Source organism: Mycobacterium sp. NPDC003323, assembly GCF_053589535.1.
This window is the reverse complement of record NZ_JBSFSB010000027.1, coordinates 3,194-19,866: the sequence shown is the minus strand read 5'-3', so window position 1 is coordinate 19,866 and position 16,673 is coordinate 3,194. Positions and strand designations below refer to the sequence as shown.

The 16,673-nt window shown below is 67.3% G+C and carries 14 protein-coding genes; 10 read left to right on the top strand and 4 right to left on the bottom strand.

Annotated features, from left to right (window positions below):
* Window positions 1–3 precede the first annotated feature (3 nt).
* From ACWDUN_RS29170 to ACWDUN_RS29160, 3 genes are read left to right on the top strand one after another with little or no spacing between them, the layout of a single operon-like run.
* The gene (locus ACWDUN_RS29170; protein WP_449934286.1) at window positions 4–1,272 is read left to right on the top strand and encodes an aspartate aminotransferase family protein; all 1,269 of its coding nucleotides are present in this window, start codon (window positions 4–6) and stop codon (window positions 1,270–1,272) included.
* A complete protein-coding gene (pta, locus tag ACWDUN_RS29165; protein ID WP_449934285.1) occupies window positions 1,269–3,338 on the top strand; it encodes a phosphate acetyltransferase in 2,070 nt (689 codons plus the stop codon). Before ACWDUN_RS29170 ends, pta begins: the two co-directional genes overlap by 4 nt.
* Window positions 3,335–4,450 carry an acetate kinase gene (locus tag ACWDUN_RS29160; protein WP_449934283.1) on the top strand — a complete coding sequence of 372 codons (1,116 nt, stop codon included), beginning with the start codon at window positions 3,335–3,337 and terminating at the stop codon, window positions 4,448–4,450. Before pta ends, ACWDUN_RS29160 begins: the two co-directional genes overlap by 4 nt.
* Before the next feature lie 11 nt (window positions 4,451–4,461).
* Here the strand turns inward: ACWDUN_RS29160 and ACWDUN_RS29155 are convergent, their stop codons facing one another.
* From ACWDUN_RS29155 to glnX, 3 genes are read right to left on the bottom strand one after another with little or no spacing between them, the layout of a single operon-like run.
* Complete coding sequence (locus ACWDUN_RS29155; protein ID WP_449934281.1) at window positions 4,462–6,702, bottom strand: serine/threonine-protein kinase PknG; 2,241 nt, start codon at window positions 6,700–6,702, stop codon at window positions 4,462–4,464.
* Window positions 6,702–7,658: a glutamate ABC transporter substrate-binding protein gene (locus tag ACWDUN_RS29150; RefSeq protein WP_449934279.1), complete on the bottom strand. Its 957-nt coding sequence runs from the start codon at window positions 7,656–7,658 to the stop codon at window positions 6,702–6,704. Before ACWDUN_RS29150 ends, ACWDUN_RS29155 begins: the two co-directional genes overlap by 1 nt.
* A complete protein-coding gene (gene glnX, locus ACWDUN_RS29145) occupies window positions 7,658–8,977 on the bottom strand; it encodes a protein kinase G-activating protein GlnX (protein ID WP_449934277.1) in 1,320 nt (439 codons plus the stop codon). The genes ACWDUN_RS29150 and glnX overlap by 1 nt, the downstream gene beginning before the upstream one ends.
* Window positions 8,978–9,065: 88 nt before the next feature.
* On the opposite strand from glnX, the gene ACWDUN_RS29140 reads away from it, so the two are divergent.
* Window positions 9,066–9,545 carry an NUDIX hydrolase gene (locus tag ACWDUN_RS29140; RefSeq protein WP_449934275.1) on the top strand — a complete coding sequence of 160 codons (480 nt, stop codon included), beginning with the start codon at window positions 9,066–9,068 and terminating at the stop codon, window positions 9,543–9,545.
* On the opposite strand, the gene thiE is transcribed toward ACWDUN_RS29140, so the two are convergent.
* A complete protein-coding gene (thiE, locus tag ACWDUN_RS29135) occupies window positions 9,517–10,170 on the bottom strand; it encodes a thiamine phosphate synthase (protein ID WP_449934273.1) in 654 nt (217 codons plus the stop codon). The two genes, ACWDUN_RS29140 and thiE, sit on opposite strands and share 29 nt — an antisense overlap.
* Before the next feature lie 113 nt (window positions 10,171–10,283).
* On the opposite strand from thiE, the gene thiO reads away from it, so the two are divergent.
* The 6 genes from thiO to ACWDUN_RS29105 all read left to right on the top strand — a co-directional run.
* Window positions 10,284–11,288: a glycine oxidase ThiO gene (gene thiO, locus ACWDUN_RS29130; protein ID WP_449934271.1), complete on the top strand. Its 1,005-nt coding sequence runs from the start codon at window positions 10,284–10,286 to the stop codon at window positions 11,286–11,288.
* On the top strand, window positions 11,285–11,482 hold the full coding sequence (thiS, locus tag ACWDUN_RS29125; RefSeq protein ID WP_449934270.1) for a sulfur carrier protein ThiS: 198 nt from the start codon (window positions 11,285–11,287) through the stop codon (window positions 11,480–11,482). Before thiO ends, thiS begins: the two co-directional genes overlap by 4 nt.
* 4 nt (window positions 11,483–11,486) lie before the next feature.
* On the top strand, window positions 11,487–12,233 hold the full coding sequence (thiG, locus tag ACWDUN_RS29120) for a thiazole synthase (protein WP_449934328.1): 747 nt from the start codon (window positions 11,487–11,489) through the stop codon (window positions 12,231–12,233).
* Window positions 12,230–13,111 carry an ATP-binding cassette domain-containing protein gene (locus tag ACWDUN_RS29115; RefSeq protein ID WP_449934268.1) on the top strand — a complete coding sequence of 294 codons (882 nt, stop codon included), beginning with the start codon at window positions 12,230–12,232 and terminating at the stop codon, window positions 13,109–13,111. Before thiG ends, ACWDUN_RS29115 begins: the two co-directional genes overlap by 4 nt.
* Window positions 13,108–13,854 carry an ABC transporter permease gene (locus ACWDUN_RS29110; RefSeq protein WP_449934266.1) on the top strand — a complete coding sequence of 249 codons (747 nt, stop codon included), beginning with the start codon at window positions 13,108–13,110 and terminating at the stop codon, window positions 13,852–13,854. Before ACWDUN_RS29115 ends, ACWDUN_RS29110 begins: the two co-directional genes overlap by 4 nt.
* Window positions 13,855–14,364: 510 nt before the next feature.
* The coding region (locus ACWDUN_RS29105) for an Ig-like domain-containing protein (protein WP_449934264.1) at window positions 14,365–16,673 on the top strand (2,309 nt) is incomplete at its 3' end.

Here is a 16,673-nt window from a genome sequence, read left to right as displayed (position 1 = left end):
ATCATGCCTTTCTCCAACATCATGGACTCCAACAGCTATCAGGGCGGTCAGCTCGACGACCCCCTGATAGCTGCCCGTGACCGGGTGCTGGGCCCGGCCTATCGATTGTTCTACGACAGGCCGGTGCACCTGGTTCGTGGGCTGGGTACCCGCCTGTATGACGCCGACGGGCAGTGCTATCTGGACGCGTACAACAACGTGGCCAGCGTGGGGCATTGCCACCCGCACGTGATCGACGCGGTGACAAGGCAGTTGAGCACGCTGAACACCCATACGCGCTATCTGCACGAGGGGATCGTCGACTACTCGCAGCGCCTTCTGGCGACCTTCCCCGACCTGGAGTCCACCGGGTCGTATCGGATCATGTACGCCTGCACCGGGTCCGAGGTCAACGATCTGGCGCTTCGGGTCGCAGGCATGTACACCGGAAACCGTGGCGTCATCGTCACCGCCGAGGCCTACCACGGTAATACCGAAGCGGTGACCGCGATCTCACCTTCCATCGGCGGGCAGGCCGTGCTCGGTGCGCACGTGCGGACGGTGTCGCCGGCGTTGGATCCAACCGAAATCACCGCGGCGATCGAAGATCTGCGGCGCGCCGGCCATGGAATCAGCGCACTCGTGGTGGACACCATCTTCTCCTCCGACGGTATCTACCCCGACCCGGCGGTGTTGGGACCGGCCACCGAACTGGTGCGCGCCGCCGGTGGTGTGCTGATCGCCGACGAGGTGCAGCCGGGGTTCGGCCGTACCGGTGCGGGCATGTGGGGCTTCAGCCGGCACGGTGTGGTGCCGGATCTGGTGACCATGGGCAAGCCGATGGCCAACGGGATGCCGGTCGCGGCGATGGCGGCCCGCGACGATGTGCTGGCGCCCTTCGCCGAGGGGGTGCCCTACTTCAACACCTTCGGCGGCAACCCGGTGTCGATGGCGGCCGCGGCGGCGGTGCTCGATGTCATCGAGGACGAGTTGCTGATCGCCAACGCCGCCGCGGTGGGCGCGACGTTGCGCGCGGAGATGCTGCGGTTGGCGGCCCGGCATGCGGTGATCGGCGACGTGCGCGGTGCGGGGCTCTACCTCGGGGTTGATCTGCCCGACCGGGACACCGCCCGTCAGGTGGTGAACATGATGCGCGAGCGTCGGGTGCTGATCTCGGTGTGCGGTGCCGGGGGCAATGTCCTCAAGATCAGGCCACCGTTGGTCTTCTCGATGTCCGACGTGGACTGGTTCGTTGCCGAACTCGCCGAGGTGCTGGCAAGCTTGGCGGAGTGACCGCGCCCGCCGCTTCGGCCATTTATGTCGCCTCGCCCGAGGGTGACACCGGAAAATCGACCATCGCGCTGGGCATCCTGCACCGGCTGGCGGCCACCGTCGCCAGGGTGGCGGTGTTCCGGCCCATCACCCGCCAGGAGGACCGCGACTACATCCTGGAACTGCTGCTGGCCCACACCACCGCCGGACTGAGCTACGACGAATGCGTCGGGGTGGGCTATCAGCAGCTGCACGAGAATCCCGAGGCGGCCATCGCCGAGATCGTGGAGCGCTTCCATGGCGTCGCCGAACGGGCGGACGCGGTGTTGATCGTCGGCAGCGATTACACCGATGTGGCAACACCGAGTGAACTGAGCGTGAACGCCCGGATCGCCGTGAATCTGGGTGCGCCCGTGGTGCTTGCGGTCAAGGCCCAGGACCGGACCCCCTCGGAGGTCGCCCAGGTGGTCGAGTTGTGTTTAGCCGAACTCGCCGCCCAGCATGCGCACACCGCGGCGGTGGTGGCCAATCGCTGCGACCCGGCTCAGCTGGACGCCGTCGCGGAGGCCCTGGCTGCCCTGGAACCGAAGAGCTACGTGCTGCCCGAAGAACCTCTGCTGGTCGCACCGTCGGTGGCCGAGTTGCGCGACGCCGTCCACGGTGAGGTCACCGGCGGCGACGAGGATCTGCTGGGCCGTGAGGCGATGAGCGTGCTGGTCGCCGGCATGACCGCCGAACACGTGCTGGAGCGCCTGCGCGACGGCATGGCCGTCATCACGCCGGGGGATCGTTCGGATGTGGTGATGGCAGTGATGGGAGCGCATGCGGCGGCGGGGTTTCCGTCCCTGGCATGCGTGGTGCTCAACGGCGGGCTGACGTTGCATCCCGAGATCGCACGCCTGGTCGCGGGCCTGGGTTCGCGGCTGCCGATCATCAGCACCGATCTGGGTACCTATGACACCGCCAGGGCGGTGGCCAACACCCGCGGTCGGGTCACCGTGGCCACCCAGCGCAAGATCGACACCGCGCTGGCACTCATGGAGGAACATGTCGACGCAGGCGATCTGATTGCGCGCCTGTCGATTCCGATCCCCAGCGTGGTCACCCCGCAGATGTTCACCTATCAGCTGATCGACCAGGCCCGTGCCGACGTGCAGCGCATCGTCCTGCCCGAAGGGGACGACGACCGCATCCTGCGGGCCGCCGGGCGGCTGCTGGCCCACCGGGTGGCCGATCTGACGATCCTCGGTGACGAACCGGTGGTACGGGCCCGGGCCGCCGAACTGGGTGTCGACCTGTCGGCGGCGACGGTGCTGAACCCGCAGACCAGTGATCTGTGCGACCAGTTCGCGGCCCAGTACGCGGAATTGCGCAAGCACAAGGGTGTCACCGTCGACCAGGCGCGCGAGATCATCCACGATGTCTCGTACTTCGGCACCATGCTGGTGCACAACGACATGGTGGACGGCATGGTGTCCGGCGCCCGGCACACCACCGCACACACCGTTCGCCCGTCGTTCGAGATCATCAAGACCCTGCCCGGGGTGTCCACGGTGTCGAGCATCTTCCTGATGTGCCTGGAGGATCGAGTACTGGCCTACGGCGACTGCGCCATAGTGCCGGACCCGACCTCCGAGCAACTGGCCGATATCGCGATCTCCTCGGCGCGGACCGCTGCGCAGTTCGGCATCGACCCGCGGGTGGCCATGCTGTCCTACTCCACCGGCAGTTCCGGCACCGGTGCCGATGTCGACAAGGTGCGCCGCGCAACCGAACTGGTGCGCGAACGCGAACCCGCCCTGCTTGTCGAGGGGCCGATCCAGTACGACGCGGCGGTCGACCCGTCGACGGCGGCGACCAAGATGCCCGATTCCGAGGTGGCCGGCCGGGCCACCGTGCTGATCTTTCCGGACCTCAACACCGGCAACAACACCTACAAGGCGGTGCAGCGCAGCGCCGGCGCCATCGCGATCGGTCCGGTGCTGCAGGGCCTGAACAAGCCCGTCAACGATCTGTCCCGCGGCGCGCTGGTGGAGGACATCGTCAACACCGTCGCCATCACCGCGATCCAGGCGGCCCGACGATGACCACGCGCTCGGTGCTGGTGCTCAACAGCGGTTCATCATCGGTGAAATACGAACTGTTGGAGCCCGATTCGGGTATCTCGCTGGCCGACGGCATCATCGAGCGGGTGGTCGACTACCGCCAGGCGCTCACCGAGGTGTTCGCCGCGCTACCCGGCCTGGACGGGTTGGTGGCCGTCGGGCACCGGGTGGTACACGGCGGTGACAAGCTGCACCGGCCGACGCTCATCGACGATGATGCCATCGCGACCATCGAGCAGCTGGCACCGCTTGCGCCGCTGCACAATCCGCCTGCCCTGCTCGGCATCGACGCGGCCCGCAAGGAGTTGCCCGACCTGCCGCATATCGCGGTGTTCGACACCGCCTTCTTCCACGACCTGCCGGCCGCCGCGGCCGAGTACGCCATCGACCGTGATATCGCCGAGCGCTGGCACATCAGGCGTTATGGATTTCACGGCACCTCACATCGCTATGTCAGCGAGCAGGCCGCCGAGTTCCTGGACCGCCCGCTGGAAGAGCTCAATCAGATTGTGCTGCACCTGGGTAACGGCGCCTCGGCGTCGGCGGTCCGTGGTGGACGGGCGGTGGACACCTCGATGGGGCTGACGCCGATGGAGGGGCTGGTGATGGGCACCCGATCCGGCGATGTCGATCCGGGCATCATCATGTACCTGTGGCGCACCGCGCAGATGAGCGTCGAGGACATCGAGACCATGCTCAACCGGAAATCCGGGGTGTTCGGGCTGGGCGGGGAGATCGACTTCCGCGAGTTGCACAAACGCATCGACGCCGGGGACGAGCACGCACGGTCGGCCTACGACGTGTACATCCACCGGCTGCGCAAGTACGTGGGCGCCTATCTGGCGGTGCTGGGCCGAACCCACGTCATCACCTTCACCGCGGGGGTGGGGGAGAACGACGCCGCCGTGCGCCGCGACGCGCTGATCGGTTTGGAGTCGTTGGGCATCGAGATCGACGAGGACCGCAACACCGCCGCCGAACACGGGGCGCGGCGGATATCGGCCGACGGCTCGCCGATCGCGGTGCTGGTGGTTCCCACCAACGAGGAACTGGCTATCGCCCGATCCTGTCTTTCCGTACTCGATGCTCGGTGATACCGGCGCGGTCAGAACGTGCTCATCGGCCGCACGCTGTTGGCGAGGTCGACCAGTGCATAGCGGTGTTCCTGGGTGGGCGCGACGCGGGCCAACTGGCGCAGCGAGGCCTCCACGCCCAGCTGCAGACCGTGCTGGGTGAACGGAAACCCCAGGATGTGGTTGGTGCTGGCGGTGTTGTCGGCCAGCCAGTCCATCGCGGTGCCCAACACCAGCGCCCGGATCTGCAGCACCCGCGGCTCCGTATCGGGTAGTGCCTCCACTCGCCGTGCCGCACTGCGGATCTGCTGTTCGGACACCTCATTGATGGAACGGCCGGACAGCAACGTCACCGAGCTGGTCAGCCGGGCGGTGGTGAAGTGCCGTGAGGTGGGCGGCACCTGATCCAGGGTGCGCACCGCTTCGTCACGCTCGCCGGCCGCGGACTGGGCGCGGGCCAGCCCGAAACCGGCCGAGATCACCCCGTTGTCGGTGCGCCATACCGTCTGATAGAACTTGCGCTCATCGGAGGTGCCCGCCAGTTCGGCGGTGGCGGCCAGTGCCAGCTTGGGCGCCAGCTCACCGGGCAGGGTGTCCAGCACCTCGGTGAAATACTTTGTCGCCGTGTCGTAGTCGGCGGTCAGCAGGGCCGCGACACCGCGGAACCACGACAGCCGCCAGCGCCACCCGACCCGCTCGGCCAGTTCGTCGAGCTTGCGGGTGGCCTTGGCGACATCGCCGAGGTCGAGCAGGGCGCGCGCCTCCATCAGCGGCAGCTCGACCGAGTCGGAGACGTCCACGCCCTCGGAGTCCAGGGCGCCGTGCCGCGCGGCCCGCAACGAGTCCAGCGTCTGCACCGGCTGGCTGAGCACGGTGGCCGACAGGATCGGCGCGCCGACATCGGCGGGGTCGACCAGCGGAACCTGCAGCGCCTTCACGATTTCGGGTGCGGTCAGCTTCTCGGAGTGCACCTGACCGTCGAGATAGACATCGGTGTGGGCCACCAGCAGGTCCACCCCGAACGTGGAGCGGGGTGGGCTGAACACCGTCGACAGACCCGAGCGCGGCACGCCGGTGTCTTGGGCGACGACCTCACGCAGGACACCGAGCAACTGGCCCGACATCTCTTCGGCACTGGCGAAGCGGCGCCGCGGATCCGGGTCGATGGCGCGGCGTAGCAGGCGGCCGAAGGAATCGTATTTGGCCAGCACCGGATCATCCTCGGGCAGACCGTCGACATATCGGCCCTTGCGGGTGCGCAGATTCAACGTCAGGGCCGCCAGGGTGCGGCCCACCGTGTAGATATCGGTCTGTACGGTCGGGCCGGTCCGGACGATCTCGGGTGCCTGATAGCCCGGTGTGCCGTACAGGTAGCCGAACGAGTTGATCCGCGATACCGCACCGAGGTCGATGAGCTTGAGTTGCTCCTCGGTGACCATGATGTTCTCGGGTTTGAGGTCGTTGTAGACGAGTCCGAGCGAATGCAGATATCCCAGCGCGGGCAGGATCTCCAGCATGTACGCAATCGCCTGGGCGACCGGAAGTTTGACACCCTTGGCCTGTTTCAGTGAGGTGCCGCCGACGTACTCCATGACGATGTAACCGACGGGTTCGCCGTGCTTGTCGTCGTGTTCGACGAAGTTGAAGATCTTCACGATGGCCGGGTGGGTCACCTCGGCCAGGAACTGACGTTCGGCCATCGCGGTGGCCTGGGCCTCGGCGTCCCCGGAATGCACCAGACCCTTGAGCACCACCGGCCGCTCGTTGACGTTGGTGTCGAAGGCCAGATAGACCCAGCCCAGTCCGCCGTGCGCGATACAACCCTTGATCCGGTACTGGCCGGTCACCATGTCGCCGGGGCTGAGCTGCGGCAGAAAGGAATACGGGCTGCCGCAGTGCGGGCAGGTGCCTTCCGAGCGGGCCGGCCCGTCGGCGGTGGCCCGGCCCACCCGCTTACCGCAGTTCCAGCAGAACCGTTTGTTCTCGGCCACCACCGGATCGGTCATCAACGCCGTCAGCGGATCGCGTTCCCTGACCCGCGGGACCTCCACCAGTCCGCCGCCGAGTCGGCGGATCGGTGAGCGCGGCCGGGTCAGCATGCTGATGGTGGTCGAGGACGGTTCGGTGGAAGCCGTCGTCGTGCGGTCGGTGTCGTCGAAATCGGGTCGGTACACCGCCTGGGTGGCCATCGGCCGGATCGTCGCGACGGACTCGTCGTCGGTGTCCTCCAGATCGGCCAGGCTGGCCGGCTGGGTGCCCGGATCCTCACTCATCAGTCGTAATACCTCGCCACCGGTGGGGCCGGTGTCGGACCCAGCACGGTCAACCACTTGCGATACAGCGTGTTCCAGGTGCCGTCGCGGCGGATGCGCTCCAGGGTGCCGTTGACGAACCGGACCAGTCCCTCGTTGTCCTTGTTGATCCCGATGCCGTAGGGCTCCTGATTCATGCTGGGCCCCACGATGTGCAGGTACGGGTCCTGGCTGACCAGGCCCGCGAGGATCGAATCGTCGGTGCTGACGGCGTCGACCTGGCGCTGCTGCAGCGCGACCAGACAGTCGGCCCAGGTGATGACGTCCACCAGCTTCACCGGCGGCTGGATCTGCTGGACGCGTTTGCGTGAGGTGGTGCCCTTCACCGCGCACACCCGCTTACCGGACAGGTCCGAGGCCTGCCGGATCCGCGAGTCCCGCGCCGCCAGGATGCGCTGATTGGCCGACAGGTACTCGGTGGAGAAGGCAACCCGCTCCTTGCGCTCGCAGGTGATGCTCATGGTCTTCACCACGATGTCGACCTGGTTGTTCTCCAGCGCCTCGATCCGGTCGGCCGAGGACAGGATGCGGTACTCGACCTGGGACGGGGTGCCGAAGATATCGCGGGCGACCTCCCCGGCCACGTCGACATCGAAGCCGGTGATCTCACCGGTGATGGGGTCGCGGAAGGAGAACAGGTTGCTGCCGATGTCCAGCCCGACGATCAACCGGCCCCGGTTGCGGATGTTCTCCACGGCCTCGTCGGCGTCGGCCCGGTTCGGGAACGGGCGCAGGCTGGCGGTGCGGTCGCAGTCGTCGTTGTCGGGCAGTTCGGGCGTCGGCTCCGGCGGTGCATCCTCCATGCCGGCCGGGGTGGGCGGCGCCAGCGTCACCTCCGGGATGGGCTCCACCGGTGTGCTCTGCTGGCAGCCGGTCAGGACCACCGCGGCCGCCACCAATGCACTCAGCAGTTTCATCATCGGTACTCACTCAACCTGGGCCACAACCCGAGCATCACGGCGATCGCGGCGATGACCGACAGTGCGGCGGCGCCCACGGTGGTGCCCGAGAGCACCCGGCGGGCGTTGACGATGTCGGTGCGCAACTGGCTGCGGCTCTCCTCGATGGCCTGCGACAGGGCCGCATCCAGCGTGCTGAAGGCGGGACTGGAGTCGTCCTCACCCGTGCCGAGCGCGACCTGGGTGGCAGCCTGGTAGTCACCGACGGAGATGTAGGCGTTGATCCGGTCATTTGACGCCCGCCACTTGCGCAGCAGGTCGTCGGCGCCGGCCAGGTCGCCCTTGTCGATGTCGTTGTCGGCGTTCAGGTAGGCGGCCAGTTGCTGCTGGATGTTCTCGATGCGCTGGTAATAGGACTGCTTGCGGACATCCTCGTCCCCGCGCCGGACCAGCGCCAGCGTCTCGTCGGCGCGCGCCTGCTGGGCCGTGATCTGCATCGTCGTCACCGTCTTGAGCGACTGCGCGGCAGTGTTTTTCGCGCTGCGGCTGTCCGCGGTGGAGATGATCAGTGCGGTGCCCACCCAGACCACCATAATCAGCACCGCCATCCCACCGGCGACGAAACCCATGTTGATCCGGCGGCGGGTGCGCTTGCTCAGCCAGCGGTTGGCGAACAGACCGAACATGATGGTGGCCAGCACCACGAGGATCACCGGCGCGGGGATGCGGGTCGAGGCGGTGGTCTCGCTGTCCACCCGCGCCGAGGTCGCCTCGTAGAGCCGTTGTGCCTCGGGCAAGATCTTGGTCTGCATCAGCGCCGAGGCCTCGGACAGGTACGACGAGCCCACCGGATTGCCGGCCCGGTTGTTGGTGCGCGCCGTCTCGACCAGGCCGGTGTAGACGGCGAGCTCCGCGTTCACCCGGCCGAGCAGTTCGATCATCGGTTCGGTCGTCAGGCCGGCCGAGGCGCGGGTGACGGCGACCGACGCGTCGGTGATGGCCTGTTCATAGCGTTCACGCACATCCTGCGGTTCGGCACCGGCGATGAACGCGGTGGCCGCGGCGGCGTCGGCGACCGACAGCGTGGTGTAGAGCTGCCCGGCGGCGAAGGCCAGCGGCTCGCTGTGGTCGAGCACGGTGGTCAGCGCTTCCTGGCGGTCCGTGATCGTCGTCGACGTCGCGAACGCACACGCGATCACCAGAGCCGACAGCACCATACCGATGGTCAGGATGCGCCCCGGCGTCGTCCACAGGAACCACCAACGCGGATGTACGGGGTTGGTCGGCGAACGTGAAGCCAGCGGTTCGGTCGACGGATGCGCCAACTCCACGGTCACGTGTCCGCGAACCTCCTCCCCGTTTTCTAAGAAGTCTAAGAGACATTGGAGTGACGTGTGGGAATTCGCGAACCCCTATTCTGAACGCGTGCGGGGTGACGGTGACGGCTGGGTGTTGTCGGACGGCGGTGCCCACTTCTGGGGCCGGCATGGAGCCGCCGGCCTGCTGCTACGCGCACCCGGAACCCACGGTAGCTTCGCGGTGCTGTTGCAGCATCGGGCGCCGTGGAGCCACCAGGGCGGGACCTGGGGTCTGCCCGGCGGCGCCCGCGACAGTCATGAGACGGTCGAAGAGGCCGCGGTCCGCGAGGCATCGGAAGAGGCCGGCCTGACGGCGGACCAACTGACCGTACGCGTGTCCGTGGTCACCCATGAGGTGCCCGGCTGGAGCTACACCACCGTGATCGCCGATGCCGCCGAGCAGTTGCACACCATCGCCAACCGCGAGAGCGCCGAACTGCGCTGGGTGGCCGAGCACGAGGTGGCCGAACTGCCGTTGCACCCGGGCTTCGCCGCCAGTTGGGACCGGCTGCGGCTGGTCACCGCCGAGCTGCCGCTGCTTCCCTGAGCGCGTCCTTGAGCCGGGCGGCCGCCGCGCGCGGATCGTCGGCCTCGGTGATGGCGCGAACCACCACGATGCGTCGGGCACCGGCGTCGAGCACCTCGGGAAGGCGGGCATCGTCGATTCCGCCGATCGCGAACCACGGTTTGGCCGGTGCCAGCGCGGCGGTGTGCCGAATCAGGTCCAGGCCCGGTGCGGGGCGGCCCGGTTTGGTCGGGGTGGGCCAGCACGGGCCGACGCAGAAGTAGTCGACGGCCTCGTCGACGGCTCGTGCCACCTGCTCGGTGTCGTGAGTGGACCGGCCGATCATGGCCGACGGGACGATGTCGTGGGCGATGTCCAGCGGCAGGTCGTCCTGGCCGAGGTGCAACACGTCCGACCCGGCGGCCCGGGCCACGTCGGCGCGGTCGTTGACCGCCAGCAGCGCGTCGTGCCCCCGCGCGGCGTCGGCGAGCACCTCGAGTGCCTCCAGCTCGTCGCGGGCCTCCAGCCCCTTCTCGCGAAGCTGGATGATGTCCACCCCGCCCGCCAGCGCCGCGTCCGCGAACTCGGCCAGGTCACCGCGCTCGCGGCGGGCGTCGGTGCACAGGTACAGCGTTGCGGTGGCGAGACGGTCGAGACGTTTGGACACCTGAGTATCCTGTCAGGAGACACGGGAGTCCCGGGAGCGGGGACTGAGAGTGGGCGCGCACCTGCCCTGACCGTCGCACCTGATCCGGGTCATGCCGGCGAAGGGAGAGGGATATGCACAACGAATTGGCTGTCATCGGCGGTGGGGTCATCGGCCTCGCCGTCGCCCGCCGTGCCGCCGTTGACGGCTGGTCGGTGCGGGTGCACCGGACCGAGGCCCGCGGTGCCTCGTGGGTGGCCGGCGGCATGCTGGCGCCGCACAGCGAAGGCTGGCCCGGTGAGGAGGCCCAGCTGGCGATCGGGCTGGAATCGCTGAAGTTGTGGCACGACGGCTTCCTGGTCGGCCTGCCCGGCGATGTGGTGACCGCCCGGCAGTCGCTGGTGGTGGCCGTCGACCGCGCCGATGTCGCCGATGTGCAGACGGTGGCATCCTGGCTGTCGGCGCAGGGCCATCCGGTGACCCCGACCACGGTCGCCCGCGATGTGGAACCGCTTCTGGCGCAGGGTATCCGGCACGGTTTCACCGCCGACACCGAACTGGCGGTGGACAACCGGGCGCTGGTGAGCGCCTTGGAGCAGGCGTGCGAGGGCGCCGGGGTGCAGTGGGCCCCGCCGGTCACCGACCTGGCCGAGACGGACGCCGATGTGCGGGTGATCGCCAACGGTATCGACGCGCCGATGCTGTGGCCGGGGCTCGCGGTCCGCCCGGTCAAGGGCGAGGTGCTGCGCCTGCGCTGGCGAAAGGGTTGTATGCCGTTGCCGCAGCGCGTGGTTCGTGCGCGTGTGCACGGCAGGCAGGTGTACCTGGTGCCGCGAGGCGACGGTGTGGTGGTGGGCGCCACCCAGTACGAACACGGTCGCGACACCGCTGTCACGGTGACCGGTGTGCGGGATCTGCTCGATGATGCCTGCGCCGTGATGCCTGCACTGGGCGAGTACGAATTGGCCGAGGTTGCGGCGGGTCTGCGTCCGATGACACCGGACGGTCTGCCGCTGGTCGGTAGGCTCGATGAGCGCACGTTGGTCGCCACCGGCCACGGGCGCAACGGATTTCTGCTGGCTCCGTGGACTGCCGAGCAGATCGCGACGGAGCTTGCAGCACTCAGAGGGGCGAAATGATTTTGCTGGTCAACGGCGAGGACGCCGATGTGCCCGACGGCACCACGATCGAACAGTTGATGACGCAACTGGGGTTCCCCGAGAAGGGGATTGCGGTGGCCGTGGATTGGGAGGTGCTGCCGCGGTCGTCATGGCACACCGTGCTCACCGATGGTGCCCGTGTCGAGGTCGTGACGGCGGTGCAGGGTGGCTGACCAGATGTTGACCATCGCCGGTCGCGAGTTCGGCTCCCGATTGATCATGGGTACCGGCGGCGCGGCGAATCTCGCGGTGCTGGAGGAGGCGCTGATCGCCTCGGGCACCGAGTTGACCACGGTGGCCATGCGCCGGGTGGACGCCGAGTCCGGAACCGGGGTGCTCGATCTGCTGAACCGCCTGGGGATCGCCCCGCTGCCCAACACCGCCGGATGTCGCGGGGCGGCCGAGGCGGTGCTCACCGCACAATTGGCGCGCGAGGCGCTGGGGACCGACTGGGTCAAGCTGGAGGTGATCGCCGACGAGCGCACCCTGCTCCCGGATGCGATCGAATTGGTCAGGGCTGCAGAACAACTGGTCGACGACGGCTTCATCGTGCTGCCCTACACCAATGATGATCCGGTGCTGGCGCGACGTCTGGAGGACGCCGGCTGCGCGGCCGTCATGCCGCTCGGCTCACCGATCGGCACGGGCCTGGGGATCTCGAACCCGCATCACATCGAGATGATCGTGGACCAGGCGGGAGTGCCGGTCATCCTGGACGCCGGGATCGGGACTGCGAGCGATGCCGCGCTGGCCATGGAACTCGGATGCGATGCCGTGCTGCTGGCCACCGCGGTGACGCGCGCCGCCGACCCCGCCGCGATGGCCGCGGCGATGGCCTCCGCGGTGACGGCGGGACACCTGGCCCGCCATGCCGGACGCATCCCGAAGCGTTTCTGGGCACAGGCCTCCAGCCCAGCACTGTGATCGCACTGACCGGTCTGACAAAGACATTCGGCCGGAGACGTGCGGTCGACGATCTGACGTGCAGCATCGAGCCGGGTGTGGTGACCGGATTCCTGGGGCCCAACGGAGCCGGAAAGTCCACCACGATGCGCATGATCGTCGGACTGGATCGGCCCACCGCGGGCACCGTCACGGTGGCCGGCGGGCGCTATCACGACCACAAACACCCGCTGCGCACCGTCGGGGCGCTGCTGGACGCCCGACAGGTGCATCCCAACCGCACCGCACGGTCCCATCTGCGTTGGATCGCCGCGACGAACGCGATACCGGCCCGGCGGGTGGATGAGGTGTTGGCCGAGGTCGGTCTGACCGACGCCGCCGGCAAGCATGCCGGCACGTTCTCGTTGGGCATGTTGCAGCGCCTCGGTATCGCGGCCGCATTGCTCGGTGACCCACCGGTGCTGCTGTTCGACGAGCCCGTCAACGGGCTGGATCCCGAGGGCATCCGCTGGATCCGCACGCTGATGCGCAACCTCGCCGCCGAGGGTCGGACGGTGTTCGTCTCCAGCCATCTGCTGGCCGAGATGGCCAACACCGCCGATCATCTGGTGGTGATCGGACGGGGCAAGCTCATCGCGGCGACGACCATGGCCGATTTCGTCAGCCGGGCCACCGTGCGGGTCCGCAGCCCGCAGTTGGACCGGCTGGCCGATTTGTTGCCCGAAGGCCGGCGTGACGGGGATGCGCTGCTGGTCGACGGACTCAGCACCGAGCAGGTCGGCGACCTGGCCGCGGCGCACGCCATCGTGCTGCACGAACTCACCGCCCAGCATGCCTCGCTGGAAGATGCGTACCTGACGCTGACCGACGAGTCCGTCGAGTACCGGGCGGGCTCATGAGCACCATCGCGGCTGAGCGCATCAAATTGCTGAGCATCCGGTCGCCGTGGTGGCTGATGCTGACCGTGGTCGTGTTGAGCCTGGGTTTCGCCGCCATTCAGGCGGTGGCGGCGCTGCCCTACAGCACGCTGGGCCCGGACCGTGCGGTGCTCGGGGTTGCGATGTTCGGGGTGCCGGTGCTGATGATCCTGTCGGCGCTGACCGTCACCGGGGAGTACCGCACCGGCCTGATCCGGACGACGTTCATGGCGACACCGCGGCGCTCAAGGGTGCTGGTCGCCAAGGCTGTTGTCTGCATGGCGCTGTCCGGCACGCTGGCCGCCTGCGCTTCGGTGGGTTCGGTGGGGTTGGTGCGGGCGATGGTCGACGACCACCAAGGTACGGAACTGGTGCTGACGGAGTCCGGCCCGTGGCGCACGACCGGGGCGGTCACGGTGTACGCGGTGGCGGCCGCGCTGCTGGCGGTCGGACTCGGTGCGTTGCTGCGGCACAGCGCCGCGGTCATTGCGATCCTGTTGCTGATGCCGTTCGTAGTCGAACCTTTGCTGGGTGCGACGCCGGGAGTCGGCGCGAGGGTCGGACCACTGCTGCCCTTCGCCAATGCCAACGCATTCACTGGAATCCCTTGGTTGCAAAGTTTTTCCATGTGGTGGGGCCCGGTTGGGTCCGGGGTCTACTTCGCCAGTTTCTCGACCGCAATCTTCGCAGTCGCGATCGCCGTCGTCACACGCCGCGACCCGTAGTCCGGCAAACGAAATCTTGCGTCGCACCCGTCACTGATGCGGCTTTGCTGGAGTCACACCTCCGGTACTGGCGGGTTGACGGGTGTTGCAAATGAATATTTTTCAGCGTCAATATCTGCGCCTGAGTTGTGGGCCGCTTCGATCAGGTATTTTGCCGATCTCCACCCGCGGCTACCGATACCTATTCTTTGCGTTCGCAAATAGTCTAATTTGACGTTGGCGAAAATCACACCATACTGAGACGCCCCGATCTACGTTGCTCATCTGGGGTCTGCCGACGCGTGGGGGTCGGCAGAGGCAACTGCGTCTCGGAGGCAGCTTATGTGCGCGAATACTCCTCGGCACCGTGTGGAACGTCTCCGTGAGGACGCCGGATCCGCGCCCGACGTCTGGCATGCGAAGCAGCTGCTCCAGGGTGGGCGGACTTCGCGGCACCTTCGTCCCGTCGATACCACCTACGCGAAATTCGTCGGGCGGATCGGAGCCCTTGCGGTTTCGCTGGGCGTTGGCATGGCCGTCGCGACGACGCCCGGTGTGGCGTTTGCGACGACCGATACCGATAGCGACTCCCAGGCCGGCTCGTCGAACGATTCGTCGACGGGTTCGTCGGCGGGTTCATCGACCGAGAAGCCGTCGAGCGTCACCGCGTCCGAATCGACGACCGAGGACGACCCGGATCAGCAGATCGAGAGTCCCGATGATGCCACGACGGACGACGAGAGCGAGTCGTCCCCGATCCCGGCACCGACAGAGGAGGTCGACGAAGAAGCCGAGGGCGACGACGAAGACCTGCTCCCCGCCGAAGATCCGGACAACTCATCCACCGAGACCGCGACCGAACCCGAGGTGGAGGTCGAACCGGTCGGCGAAGATGGGCCCGTTCTGCTCGAAGACACGCCCGAGCCCGATTCCGACCCGCAGCCCGCCCAGATCGTCGATACTGCCGAATCCGCCGCCGAGGAGGACGAGACCGATCCGGAGCCAGAACTGGCCGGCGAGAACTCCGAGCCGGTGACGCAAGGCCTCGACGATGAGCAGCTTGCGGCGTTCACGACCGCGCCGACACTGAACACGCGGTCGCTGAACCCGGTCGACGCTCTGCTCGCCGTGCCCCGCACGTTGGCAGGCATGATCTCCGGCGCGATTTCGACGGTGCTGTCACCGCTGCTGTTCGTGGGTTCCGGCGCGCCGGTGCAGACGCCACTGCTGTGGACCGTTCTCGCCTGGGTGCGACGCGAGATCGTGCACACGTTCTTCAACAGGACACCGCAGGTCAACGTCGAGCAGGTGGTGTCGACGATTCCCGGTGTCGTGATATTCGATCTCAACGAGACCGACCCGAACTGTGACCCGCTCACCACCACCATCGTCGGACAGCCCGAACACGGCACGATCATCAAGAACATCGACGGAACCTTCACCTACACAGTCGATGTCGATCGCGTGGTTACCGGGGTGACCGACAGCTTCACGATTCGTGTCACCGACTCGGTCGGCACTCACCTGCCTGGAGTGCTCGGCGCCATCCAGAACTTCTTCCATCGCGTCGCTCAGTGGGTGGGACTGGCCAAGCCCGACACCATCGACGTGACGGTGCCGGTGACGATTCCCGGAATCGGTGTCGATGTGCCGCCGGTACTGGTGGTTTCTCCCACGGCGGTTGTGACAGCCGGTGATTCGGTCGTGCTGTCACCGGGCGTGTTCCTCACCGACCCCGATTCCACGACGCTGTCGGGCGCGACGGTCACGATCGCGCAGCAGGGGTCCGACCCGAGCGACCTGTTGTCCTTCACAGCTTCCGATGGGATCACCGGTTCCTTCGCCAACGGCGTGCTGACCCTGAGCGGTGACGCGTCGATAGCGGCGTACAAAGCGGTTTTGCAGTCGGTGGCGTTGTCCACCAATGCCGACGGGCTCATCGGACTGCGTACGGTCACCTGGACCGTGGTGGACCCGGACGGGACCACCAGCCTGCCCGGTGTCACCGAAGTCGTCGTGATCGGGGAACTCAACGCGCCGCCGACGGTCGTGGCCAGTCCGGTGGGTGTCGTGACGGTCGGCGGATCGACGGTCGTCTCGCCAGTCGTGGTGATCGTCAATGAGCCGGGTGAGAATCTGTCCGGGGCGACGGTGTCGATCACGTTGGGTGGAGATCCGTCGGATGTGCTGACGTTCACGCCGTCGGGTGGGATCACCGGTTCGTATGAGGACGGTGTGCTGACGCTGACCGGAACTGCGTCCGCGGCGGCGTATCAGGCTGTATTGCAATCGGTCTCGTTCTCCACCGACGCGTCCGGCTTGGTCGGTGTACGCACCATCGAGTTCGAGGCCACTGATGCCAACGGCCAGACCTCGCTGTTGCCGGGTATCACGGCGTTGACTGTTGTCGGTGTGTTGAATGGTGCGCCGACGATTGTGGCGACGCCGGTGGGTGTGGTGACTGCCGGTCAGTCGACGACGGTGTCGCCGATCATCGCGATCGTCAACGATCCCGGGGAGAACCTGTCCGGCGCGACGGTGTCGATCACGTTGGGTGGAGATCCGTCGGATGTGTTGACGTTCACGCCCTCGGGTGGGATCACCGGGTCCTACGAGGATGGTGTGCTGACGCTGTCGGGTAGTGCGTCGGCAGCGACCTATCAGGCTGTGCTGCAATCGGTCTCGTTCTCCACAAGCGCTTCGGGCTTGGTGGGTGTGCGGACGATCGAGTTCGAGGTCACCGACGCGGCCGGTCAGACCTCGGCGCTGCCGGGTATCACCGCCTTGACGGTGCTGGCAATCGCGGTCAACGTTCCTCCGACGGTGGTGACCACGCCGGT

Bases quoted from the DNA above. Each gene is read 5' to 3' on its own strand.
- ACWDUN_RS29110 (WP_449934266.1), top strand. From the start codon at position 13,108: ATGAGCACCATCGCGGCTGAGCGCATCAAATTGCTGAGCATCCGGTCG.
- ACWDUN_RS29170 (WP_449934286.1), top strand. From the start codon at position 4: ATGCCTTTCTCCAACATCATGGACTCCAACAGCTATCAGGGCGGTCAG.
- ACWDUN_RS29155 (WP_449934281.1), bottom strand. From the start codon at position 6,702: ATGAGTGAGGATCCGGGCACCCAGCCGGCCAGCCTGGCCGATCTGGAG.
- thiG (WP_449934328.1), top strand. From the start codon at position 11,487: ATGTTGACCATCGCCGGTCGCGAGTTCGGCTCCCGATTGATCATGGGT.
- thiO (WP_449934271.1), top strand. From the start codon at position 10,284: ATGCACAACGAATTGGCTGTCATCGGCGGTGGGGTCATCGGCCTCGCC.
- ACWDUN_RS29160 (WP_449934283.1), top strand. From the start codon at position 3,335: ATGACCACGCGCTCGGTGCTGGTGCTCAACAGCGGTTCATCATCGGTG.
- thiS (WP_449934270.1), top strand. From the start codon at position 11,285: ATGATTTTGCTGGTCAACGGCGAGGACGCCGATGTGCCCGACGGCACC.
- ACWDUN_RS29150 (WP_449934279.1), bottom strand. From the start codon at position 7,658: ATGAAACTGCTGAGTGCATTGGTGGCGGCCGCGGTGGTCCTGACCGGC.